The organism is Rhizobium sp. 768_B6_N1_8, from assembly GCF_051811225.1.
Classification (GTDB): Bacteria; Pseudomonadota; Alphaproteobacteria; order Rhizobiales; family Rhizobiaceae; genus Rhizobium.
This window is the reverse complement of the sequence record NZ_JBPWPV010000001.1, coordinates 4,301,475-4,313,641: the sequence shown is the minus strand read 5'-3', so window position 1 is coordinate 4,313,641 and position 12,167 is coordinate 4,301,475. Positions and strand designations below refer to the sequence as shown.

Genomic DNA, 12,167 nt, shown 5'->3' with positions numbered 1-12,167 from the left:
AATGCGAGCTGGCAATTCGGCCGCAAAACAAACAGGCGGAGGCGACACATGGCAAATCTGGGTATTTCGCATACTCACGTGAACCAGTACGGATCCGTACCGGCAAAGAAGCCGGTCACTACGCGGCACAGAATCCAGACCGCGATCCATGCAACATTTTTCACGGCGGCTTTCCTTTTCGTCGTCGCTATGGTTTGCGGCGTCGTCGGCTGACACCGGCGCGTTCGAGGCGCTGACTGATGGCGTCTATTTGATTGAATATTCTCCTATCCGGAACAATTGGGATGCGTTGGCATTCTCCTGACACTTCGGTGTTGTTTAGGGAGAGTGGTCGTGAAAGGCATCCTGCTATGGCAGATCGGTATCCCGATCCCGTCATCATCCTTCTTTACCTGTTCCACGCAATCTAGCCCATTCCGGAAAGTAGACGTGAGGCGCTGATAGTGCCGTGAACGCCGTGCAGGCGCATGGATATCGTCCATGCGCCTTTTTCACGCCGGCGGAAGGGCAGCGGAGAAACAGGGTCCTTTGACTTGAATTATCGCAAGAATGTCCAACTTTCCCGGGTGGCTTCGCAGGGAGGGCATAAGTCGGCCATGACCGTCGCAAAGTTACGTCCGAAGCCGGTCGGTTCGTTACTCCAAAGCGCTCCGACCGTCCGTTTATCTTGCTTTCCCGACTTCGAAGATGACCGGCGCGTTCATGCAAGAGTCATCGTAAGCAATGCAGAACCTAGCCGAAATCATAACGTCGTTTGGATCCAGAACCGAACCCATGGCCATTTCAAGTCCGTCTCCGAGCCTGTCGTACGAGCCTGAGAACAAGCAGATCGACCACAGTGATTCGATCCGCTCGACTTATCTGTCCAACGAGGACATCAGGGCCATGGGCGAAAGCGTAGCCTGCGGCACCGTGAGCGAGTTGCCGGCCTTCGCAGCGTTCGATTTCTTTGCGCGCCACAAGGAAAACGAGAAGGAAATCCTGCGCGTCTACCGCACAACTGCGACCGACGCCGAGGCCGGGGAGGCGATCACGCCGGCCGCCGAATGGCTGCTGGACAATCACTACATCGTCGAGGAAGCAATTCAGGAAGTCCGCCGCGACTTCCCGCGCCGGTTCTATCAAGAACTGCCGCTCATGAAAGTCGGCGGCGTCGAGATCCCCCGCACGCTCGTACTGGCCTGGCTTTATGTCGCCCATACTCACGGCACCATCTCACAGGAAAGCCTGACAGCGCTGGTCGACGGCTTCCAGCAGCACGAAACCCTCAAGATCGGTGAGCTCTGGGCGTTGCCGTCGCTGGTGCGCTACGTGCTGGTCGAAAACCTCCGTCGTATTTCGAGCCGCGTCGAGCGAAGCCGCCGCCTGCGCCGTCGCGCCAACGAGGCCGCCAACGAATTGGTGCGTCTCGCTGATACCGCAAAGGCTGCCGCCTATCTGAAGACGCTGGAAGAGCTTGCCGAGGATAACACTTTCTCGACCCAATTCCTCTACCGCATGCGTGATGGTTCGCAGACGTCGAGCCTGGCGATCTCCTGGCTCGACGAGCGTTTGGAAAAGCTTGGGCGCGACAGCGAGGAGGCGATGATGGCGGAGCATAGCCGCCTCTCCGCCGGCAATGTCACGATGGGCAACATCATCCGCAGCCTGCGCGAGATCAACGATGCGGAGTGGTCGGTTTGGGTCGAGCAGGTCAGCCACGTCGACAGGTTGCTCTGGGATCAGTCCGGCTACGGTGCTCTCGACTCCGGTTCGCGCAACAGCTATCGCCGGCAGATCGAAAGGCTTGCCAGGCGCTCGCCGCTGAGCGAGGTGCAAATCGCCCAGCTTGCTGTCGATATGGTGTCCGAGGCCAGGCTTTCCGATGAGCCGCTGCCGCATGAGCCTGACATTGGCGGCTTCATTGCGGGCGCTCAACGCCTAAAATTCGAAGCGCGCGCAGACTACCGCCCGACGCTGGCGCAGCACGTCATTCGCGCGGTGCGCAAATTCAATTGGATGGCCATCGCCATTCCGGTCGCGCTGATCACGATCATCGCCATGGGGATCGTCGGCGGGTTTATGGCCAATGCCGGCATGGGGTCGGTTGAAATCGCCCTGCTGCTCATCCTGTTCGCATTGCCGGCCTCGGAAGGTGCGAGCGGGCTTTTCAACACTGTTCTCTCTTTCTTCGTCACGCCGGCGCGGCTTGTCGGTTATGAGTTCAAACAAGGCATTCCGGAGGATGCGCGCACGCTCCTCGTCGTGCCGTGCTTGATTTCTGATCGCGATAGCGTCGATGAGATGGTGCGCAATCTCGAGGTCCATTATCTCGCCAATCCACGCGGCGAGATCTATTTCGCGTTGCTGAGCGACTGGCCGGATAGCGAGGTTGAGGAAACTTCCGCCGATCTCGAAGTGTTGGAATATGCACGCCGGGAGGTCGCTAATCTCTCAGCCCGCTATGCCCATGACGGCAAGACGCGCTTCTATCTGCTGCATCGCCGCCGCCTCTACAATCCATCTGAAGGTGTGTGGATGGGCTGGGAGCGCAAGCGCGGCAAGCTGCACGAGTTGAACCTGCTGCTGCGCGGCGACCGCGATACGACCTATCTGCCAGGCGCCAACACCGTGCCGGCCGATATAGAATATGTCATGACGCTCGATGCCGATACGCGCCTGATGCGCGATACCGTCACGAAACTCGTCGGCAAGCTCCATCATCCGATCAACCGCCCGGTCATTAACCCGGAAAGCGGGCGTGTCGAAAGCGGCTACGGCATTCTGCAGCCGCGCGTCACACCGTCGCTGACGACGGGCAAGGATGCGTCAGTCTTTCAACGCGTCTTTTCGATCAATCGCGGTCTCGATCCCTATGTTTTCACGGTTTCGGATGTCTATCAGGATCTTGCCGGCGAAGGCACATTCACCGGCAAGGGCCTCTATCATGTCGATGCCTTCGAGGCTTCACTGAAGGGGCGTATCGAGGAGAATTCGGTGCTCAGCCATGACCTTCTCGAAGGTTCGATGGCACGTTGCGCACTCGTCACGGATCTCGAACTCGTCGAGGACTTTCCGGTACGCTACGAGGTCGAAACCTCGCGCCAGCATCGCTGGGTGCGCGGCGATTGGCAGCTTCTGCCCTATATGTTCAGTCCGAAACACGGCGTCACCGCGCTCGGGCGCTGGAAGATGTTCGACAATCTGCGCCGGTCGCTGACACCGATCACCTGGTTCGTCGCTTCCGTGCTCGGCTGGTATCTGATGGAGCCATTTGGGGCGCTGATCTGGCAGATCCTGTTGATTTTCTGCCTATTCGTGGCGCCAACCCTTTCGCTCATCAATGGCATCATCCCGCGCAGCAGCGATATTGTCGCCAGCGCCCATCTTTATACTGTCTGGTCGGATATTGCGGCTGCCGATGCCCAGGTGGCGCTGCGCATCATCTTCATTGCCGACACCGTCTGCATGATGGTGGATGCTATCGGCCGATCGCTCCACCGTCTCTTCGTCAGCCGCAAGCTGCTCTTGCAGTGGCGCACTGCGGCCAGCGTCGGGGCAGGCAGGCAGGGTACCATCCTCTCCTACTATAGAGCGATGTGGCATGCTCCGGTTCTGGCGATTCTGTCGGTCGCTTTCGCCGCATTGTCGGGAAATAACTCATTCCTCGTTGGCATTCCCTTTGCGCTCCTTTGGATCTGCTCGCCCGTCGTCGCCTGGTATGTGAGCCAGTCGGCCGAGACGGAAGACCGGCTCGACGTGCCGGATGCAGTCTCCAGCGAGCTGCGCAAGATCGCGCGCCGCACCTGGCGCTACTTCGAGACCTTCACGACGGCGGAGCAGAACTATCTGCCGCCCGACAACGTGCAGGAAACGCCCCATGTCATCGTGGCGACGCGCACTTCGCCCACAAATATTGGCGTCTATCTCCTGTCCGTCATTTCCGGTCGCCATTTCGGCTGGTTCTCCTTCGAGGAGACGATCGAGCGCCTGGAGCAGACGATCGCCACGGTCGACCGCATGGAAAAGTTCCGCGGCCATCTCTTCAACTGGTATCACACCGATACGCTGCAGACGCTGGGACCTCGCTACGTATCGGCGGTCGACAGCGGCAATCTCGCTGGTCACCTGATTGCCATTTCCTCGGCCTGCCGTGACTGGGCGGAAGCACCCTCGGCACATGTCCAGGGCAATCTCGACGGTGTCGGTGACACGGCCGGCATTCTTGATGAAGTGCTGGCTGACCTGCCTGACGACCGCAAGACCGTGCGGCCGCTGCGCCGCCGTCTGGAAGAGCGAATTGCCGGCTTCCAGAATGCGCTTGCCGCCGTCAAGCGCGAGCACGAATTTGCCTCGATCCGTGTCATCAACCTTGCCGTTCTGGCGCGCGACATCCAGAACCTTGCCGGCAACTTGCATCACGAGGTGAAGTCGAAGCAGACGGAAGAGGTCACGTTGTGGGCGGCCTCGCTGGTCAAGGTCTGCGAGGCACACATCTCCGATAGTACCTTCGACCTTTCCAATATCGATGCGTTGCGCCCCCGCCTGATCGCGCTCCGCGACAAGGCCCGCGATCTCGCCTTTTCGATGGATTTCGGCTTCCTATACCGTCCGGAGCGTCGCCTGCTGTCGATCGGGTATCGCGTGGAAAGCGGCGAGCTCGATGCGGCCTGCTACGACCTTCTGGCCTCGGAATGCCGTCTTACCTCGCTCTTCGGTATCGCCAAGGGCGATTTGCCGACGGAGCATTGGTACAAGCTTGGACGCCAGGTCGTGCCGGTCGGCTCTCGTGGTGCACTGGTCTCCTGGTCCGGCTCGATGTTCGAATATCTGATGCCGCCGCTCGTCATGCAGGAGCGCGGCGGAGGCATCCTCAACCAGACCAACAATCTCGTCATTGTCGAACAGATGAACCATGCCCGTAAGCTCGGTACGCCCTGGGGCATCTCGGAAGCGGCCTTCAATGCCCGCGACCATAACCTCAACTATCAGTACACGAACTTCGGCGTGCCTACGCTCGGCCTGAAGCGCGGTCTCGGCCACAATGCCGTCATCGCGCCCTATGCCTCGCTGCTCGCCAGCCAATATGACCCGGAAGCATCGCTCGAAAACCTGCAGAGGCTTCGCAAGCTCGGCGCTCTCGGCAAGTTCGGCTTTCACGACGCCGTCGACTTCACGCCGACACGCGTTCCTGAAGGCAGGAAATGTGCAGTCGTCTATAATTACTATGCCCACCACCATGGCATGTCGATCGCCGCTGTCGCCAACGTTGCCTTCAACGGCCATCTGCGTGAACTCTTCCACTCCGATCCGGTCATCGAAGCGGCCGAACTGCTGCTGCAGGAAAAAGCGCCGCGCGACATCCCGGTCATGAGCGGCAAGGATGAATCCGATACGCCCGCCAGCATCCAGGACGAGTTGATGCGGCCCGTCATCCGTAAAATCGCCGATCCGGCATCGCGCGAACGAGAGCTCGTCTTCCTGTCGAACGGCCATTATTCCCTGATGCTGACTGCAACGGGCGCGGGTTATGCCCGCTGGAACGGTCTATCCGTCTCCCGCTGGAAGCCAGATCCGACCGAAGACCGCTGGGGCAATTTCATCTTCCTGCGCGATACGGTGACCAATGAATGGTGGTCGGCAACATCAGAGCCGAAGAGCGTGGAGGGCGAAACAGTCCGAGTGGAGTTTGCTGACGAGAAGGCCGTGTTCAGCAAGGTTCTTGGCGAGCTTACGAGCGAGGTCGAATGTATCGTTGCCACCGAGCATGATGCGGAAGCCCGCCGCCTGACGCTGTTCAACATGGGTGTGGAGGATCGCTTCATTGAAGTGACGTCCTATCTCGAACCGGTCATCACATCCGACGACACGGACAACGCGCATCCGGCTTTCGCCCGCATGTTCGTCAAAACGGAGATCGACACGCGCGGCGATGTCATCCGTGCCGAGCGCAACAAGCGCGATCCGAACGAAGCGAATATGAGTATCGCGCATCTGATTGTCGACAACGCCGGGGATACGCGACATACGGAATTCGAAACGGAGCGGAGGACGTTCATCGGTCGTGGCCGCAGCCTTTCGAATGCCGCTGCTTTCGATCCGGGTGCCAGCCTTTCCGGCACCGACGGTTTCACGCTGGATCCTGTCCTGTCGTTGCGCCGGACTGTGCGCGTGCCGGCTGGCAAGAAGGTCAGCGTGATCTTCTGGACGATTGCAGCACCTAGCCGTGCCGAGGTGGATAAGGCCATCGATCGCTACCGCCATCCGGATGCCTTCAACCACGAACTCATCCAGGCCTGGACGCGTACACAGGTGCAGATGCGCCATGTCGGTGTCAGTTCGCAGCAGGCGGCAGCGTTCCAGTATCTCGGCCGCTATCTTGTCTATCCCGACATGCAGCTTCGCGGCGAATATGGCGCCGTCCGGGCCGGCATGCAGTCGCAGTCGGCGCTCTGGCCGCTGGCGATTTCGGGCGATTTCCCGATCTTCACGCTGCGCATCGATGACGAGATGGATCTAGAAATCGCCCGCGAAGCGCTGCTGGCGCAGGAATATCTGCGTTCACGCGGGGTGACCGCCGATCTCGTCATCATGAACGAACGGGCCTCTTCCTATGCACAGGATATGCAGCACGCGCTCGACGCCATGTGCGAGGGCGTGCGCCGCATGGGCCAGGCCGATGGTCTGCGCCAGCACATCTTCGCAGTCCGTAAGGATCTAATGGAAGAGGGCACCTATCAGGCACTGCTCGGCGCCTCGCGCGTAACGCTGCATGCGAAGAACGGTAAGGTGGTTGATCAGATCAACCGCGCCCGCCTGCTGTTTACCCCTGTCAAGGAGGAGCCAGAGGACACGGAGACGCCGGTCAAGCGCATACCGCCTCTACCTGCCCCGGCTATCAAGACTATTGCCATTGAGGAGGAAGGCGATCTCGACTTCTGGAATGGCATCGGTGGCTTTGCCCGCGACGGCCGTGAATATGTCGTGCGCCTGCCGGGCGGACAGGCGACGCCGCAGCCTTGGATCAATGTCATCTCGAATGACCGGTTCGGCTTCCATGTATCGGCGGAAGGTGCCGGTTTCACCTGGAGCGTCAATTCGCGTGATTACCAGCTCACCTGCTGGTCGAACGATGCAGTCATCAACCGTTCCGGCGAAGCCCTCTACATAGCGGACCTCGAAAGTGGCGCGGTCATGACGCCGTTTGCAGGGCTTTCCCGTCGCAACGACATTCGCTTCGAAGCGCGCCACGGTCTCGGTTACTCTACTTTCTCCAGCACGCAGCACGAGATCGCGCTGGAAGTGACGCAGACCGTGCATCGCGAGAAGCCGGTGAAGCTGCAGCGCCTGCGTCTGCGTAACACCGGTTCGGCAAGCCGCAAGCTCAGGCTCTACGCCTATGTGGAATGGGTCCTTGGGAATAATCCGCAGAAGACCGCCTCTTTCATCCTGTCGAAACGTGACGAAGAGACAGGCGCGCTGTTTGCGACGAACCCCTACAGCATCGACTATTCGGGTCGCACCGCCTTCCTCGCCGCAAGCGAGACGGTTTCGAGTTTCTCGGCAAGCCGTCGCGAGTTCATCGGCAAGAGCGGGACGATTGAGGCGCCTGTCGCCGTGACCACAGCCGCTGCTCTTTCCGGCTCCACGGACCTTGAAGGCGATCCAGCGGCGATCCTTGCGATCGATATCGAGCTCGGCGCTGACGAAGCGCGCGACGTCACTTTCTTCCTGGGTGATGCGTCCACCGAAGAGGAGGCGCGCACCCTGCTTGCCGATATCAGAAAGGCCTCGTTCGATGAAGCGGTGCAGGCGAACCGGGGCTTTTGGCAGGAGTTTACCGGCAAGCTGCAGATCTCGACGCCGGATCAAGGCATGAACAACCTCGTCAATACCTGGCTGCCCTATCAGAGCCTCGGCTGCCGCATCATGGCCCGGACGGCCTTCTACCAGGCGAGCGGCGCCTTCGGCTTCCGCGACCAGTTGCAGGATACACTCGCCTTCGTGCTGCAGGAGCCTGCGCTTGCGCGAGGCCAGATCATCAATGCGGCCTCGCGCCAGTTCCGCGAGGGGGACGTACAGCACTGGTGGCTGCCGGGGACGGGAGCCGGCGTACGCACCATGATTTCCGACGATGTCGTGTGGCTCGCCTATGCGATCGATCATTATTGCAGTGTCAGCGGTGACAAGAGCGTGCTCGATGAGCAGCTTGCCTTCCTCGAAGGTCCGGCGCTGCTGGAGGGTCAGCACGACTCCTTCTTCAAGCCGGAAATATCCGAGGATACGGTAAGCATCTACGAACATGCAGCCCTCGCGCTCGATCTCGCCATTGCTCGCAAGGGAACGAACGGCCTGCCGCTCTTCCTCGGTGGCGACTGGAACGACGGGATGAATCGCGTCGGCATCGACGGCAGTGGCACGAGTGTCTGGCTCGGCTGGTTCCTTGCCGGCACACTGCGCTCTTTCATACCGTATGCCGAAGACCGGGGCGACAAGGCCCGTGCGAAGCGCTGGAAGGCTCATCTCATCGAACTCAAGAAGGCGCTCGAAAGCGCTGCCTGGGACGGCGATTATTACCGCCGTGGCACTTTCGATGACGGCACGCCGCTCGGCTCGAAGGAGAGCCTGGAATGCCAGATCGATTCGATTGCACAGTCCTGGAGCGTGCTCTCAGGTGAAGGTGATCCGAAGCGGGCCATCAAGGCGATGGATGCGGTGCTCGACCGGCTGGTTGACGAAGATGCACGGATCATCGGCCTCTTCACACCGCCTTTTGAAAGGTCGCTGAAGGATCCGGGCTATATCAAGGCTTATCCGCCGGGCGTTCGCGAGAATGGTGGCCAGTACACACACGCCTCGACCTGGGTGGTCATGGCGCTGGCGGAATTGAAGCGGGGTGACGATGCCCTGCGCTGCTTCCAGATCCTCAATCCGATCACCCATTCGCTGGACAAGGCGGCGGCCGAACGGTATCGCGTCGAGCCCTATGTCGTGGCGGCCGATGTCTATGGCCATGCCCCCTATGTCGGGCGCGGTGGCTGGACCTGGTACACCGGCTCGGCCGGCTGGCTCTACCGCGCGGCGGTGGAAGGTATCCTCGGTATCCGGCTAAAGGGTGGACAACTTTTTGTGAACCCGTCGCTCCCTTCCAATTGGGACGGGTTTGCGGCAGAGATCGAACGCGACGGAAGCAAATACCGCATTTCGGTCTCAAAAGCGTCCAATGCTGAAGGCTACACTCTGTCGATAAACGGCAGCGAAGTCGCCAATCCCCACGAGGGATATCCGGTCGGATAACAGCAATCTCCAAGCTGATTTTCCGACGATTCGCACGGCCAAAGGGGGAACCCTTTTGGCCGGCGTAGCGTTTGCAAAACGGATAACAGGAGAGACACCATGGCAGGTATGCCGACCAAAGCCATTGGCGCCCAACGAAGTTCCATATCAGTGGCGGCGTCCAAGCGTGATACGAGGCTCGATGTGATTCGTGGTCTCGCGCTCATCACGATCTTCATCAATCACGTTCCGGGGCAAATCTTCGAATATATCACGACCAAGAATTTCGGCTTTTCCGATGCCGCCGAAGCCTTCGTGCTGATCTCGGGCATTGCAGTCGGTCTTGCCTATGGCTCGCGCTTCAAAGCGGGTAAGCGGCTGGAAATGGCGATCAAGGCGGCAAGGCGCGCCTTCACACTTTACCTCGCCCATATGATTACCACCTTCGTAACGCTCGCGCTCTTCATCTGCGGCGCCTGGCTGTTCCACCGGCCGGGCCTGTTGGTCGAAATCAACATTCTGGCGGTGCTGATGAACCTGAAGGAGGGCATTCCCGCACTGCTCTTGCTCGGCCATCAGATCGGCTACAACAATATCCTGCCGATGTATGGCGCACTGATGCTGATGGTGCCGTTGATCCTGCTGCTGAACGAGAAGAGCGCGTTGCTGGCGCTTGCCGTTTCCGGCACCGTCTGGCTGCTTGCGGGCATTTACCAGATCGCGCCGCAGAACATGCTTTTCGAGGGAGACTGGTTCCTCAATCCCTTCTCCTGGCAGTTCCTGTTCACGATCGGCATCGTGTCGATGATGCATGTCAAGCGCGGCGGCACGCTTCCCCACCATCCGCTGCTTTTCGCGCTGGCACTCGGCTATGTCGTGCTCTCCTTCATCTGGGTGACGGCGCGTCTTTGGGATATCGGAAACTATCTTGCAGCACTTGGCCTGCCTGCCGTGCTGACCGGCTTCGACAAGACATTCCTGTCGCTGCCGCGCCTCCTGCATGTGCTGGCGCTCGCCTATCTGGTGATCAATATTCCGACGGTGTCCCAGGCTTTCCGCCGCCCGGCCGATCATCCGCTGACGATCCTCGGCCGGCACTCGCTCAATATCTTTGTCGCCGGCACCATCCTGGCGATGGTCGGGCAGGTGCTGCTCTACATTACCAACCGTGACCAGATCATCGGTCCGATCTTTGTGCTTGTCGGCATCGCCGCCCAGTTCGCCTATGCCTATCATCTCGAATACAAGCGCGAACAGGAAAACACTCGGCCTCTTGCCAGCGGCGGCGCTATTCCGGTGCCCGTCCGCATCAGCCGTGGAGTGGACGCCTATAGCCAGGGCAAGCGCAAATAGGCAGGCTTCCTTAAGGAATACGGAGCCGGCGGTCGAAGAGGCCGCCGGCTTTTTCGCCGAGCGTTGGGTGGTTACGCCTTGACGCAGTTGTTCCAGGTGGAATGCGCAGCCGCAAGCGGGACCTCCGGGATCACTATGAGATTTTGATTTTTTAGCTGTTCATCACGAATGGAACGGCTACGCGCCTCGCTCCATTTTGGCTTCCTGAGGCAATGCCAATGATAGGGAGCACGAAGATGTACTTCGAACTCAAGGACGCCACAGCCGATATCCTCGCCAGGAGCCGTCGGCATAACGAACTCTGCGATCTTCCGCTTGACCTGATCTCCTCCAAACGTGAGGCCTATGACATTCAGGCGATTGCGCAGGATGCGCTGGGTTTCGAGCGTAAGGGCTATGCGCTCGTCGGTACGAGCGAGGAATCGCGCCACACTCTCGGTCTTGCAAAGCCGATCTATTCCGAAATTCCTGCCTCCGCACTGTTTGCCGGCACGAAGGAATTCCGGCTGCCGCAAGGCACCATCGGTGTCCAGGGTGAGCTGGTTTTCAGGATGCTGCGGTCTTATCCGGATATCGGAGAACCGATCAACCTCGACAGTGCTGCTGAAGCCGTGCTCGATTGCCGCCCGGCCGTCGGCATTCTCGGCCGGCGCACGCGGCGGGTCTTTACGGGAGATTACGCAGCGATCGCCGACTTCGGCCTGCATGTCGCAACCCTGTGCGGTGATCATACCGGGGCGCTGACATCAGCCGATCTTGCCAGCATCGATATTACAACCTTCCTGTTCAAGCAGACGGTCTTTTCGGGGACATCCGCATCGGTCATGGGCAATCCGCTCAATGCCGTCGTCTGGCTGGCAAACCAACTTTCGGCGAACGGCAGGCAGCTTCAGGCCAACAATATCGTTGCGACGGGATCGTGCACCACCATTCTTCAGGTTTGGCCCGGCCAGCATCTGGCGGCTGATTTCGGACCGCTTGGACAAGTCGAATGCATCTTTGCGTGACACGCATTTCAAGCGGAAAGGACAGGTTATGAGGTCGCAGCGAAAGCCATTCATTGTCGAGATCAAGAAGACGAAACAGTTCTGCCGCAAGCCGGTTCCGGCTGAGGCCAATCGCCCGGACGCAGCGATGAAGACAGGGACAAAGACGGCTGTCGGCCTGGCCATCCGGAGCGAGGGTCGCGCCTGATGGTTAGTCGCAACATTCCTCACGAATATTTCCTGCTTGATGCCGCGAAGGCAGACGGCCCTGTGGTCGGTCATCTTCGCGGCAAACCGATTTCTGCCGTGGTCATCGACCGGAACGGTGGCTGCTATCGGTTTGTCGGCGTTGCCGCCAGAGATGGCCGCGGCAGACTTGATGTCATGTCGCTCAAACAGGGCGAATGGATACTTGCACCTGACCTCGTCTATGCAGAAGCGGCTAAGAGACTCTACGGATCAATCCTTACCGATGATGAGAACAAGCGGGTCTGCCCACAGCGATTCACAGGGAATCCCGCGCAACAAAAAGGCCGGAAGAGCGATGCCCTTCCGGCCTTTTGTCGTGTCCTT

General features: G+C 59.7%; 4 protein-coding genes. All 4 read left to right on the top strand.

The window, feature by feature from the left end; all coding sequences use genetic code 11:
• Positions 1-774: 774 nt before the first annotated feature.
• The 4 genes from AB8B33_RS21895 (at position 775) to AB8B33_RS21880 (ending at position 11,802) form a co-directional block, all read left to right on the top strand.
• Positions 775-9,276 (top strand): GH36-type glycosyl hydrolase domain-containing protein, encoded by an 8,502-nt coding sequence (locus tag AB8B33_RS21895; RefSeq protein WP_439016868.1) that lies wholly within the window; start codon positions 775-777, stop codon positions 9,274-9,276.
• Positions 9,277-9,375: 99 nt separating this feature from the next.
• Complete coding sequence (locus tag AB8B33_RS21890) at positions 9,376-10,608, top strand: OpgC family protein (RefSeq protein WP_439016867.1); 1,233 nt, start codon at positions 9,376-9,378, stop codon at positions 10,606-10,608.
• Between the two features lie 236 nt (positions 10,609-10,844).
• Positions 10,845-11,615, top strand: coding sequence for a 2-keto-4-pentenoate hydratase (locus tag AB8B33_RS21885; RefSeq protein WP_439016866.1), 771 nt, complete (start codon positions 10,845-10,847; stop codon positions 11,613-11,615).
• A 28-nt stretch (positions 11,616-11,643) separates the two neighbouring features.
• Positions 11,644-11,802 (top strand): hypothetical protein, encoded by a 159-nt coding sequence (locus AB8B33_RS21880; RefSeq protein ID WP_310385411.1) that lies wholly within the window; start codon positions 11,644-11,646, stop codon positions 11,800-11,802.
• Positions 11,803-12,167: the final 365 nt, after the last annotated feature.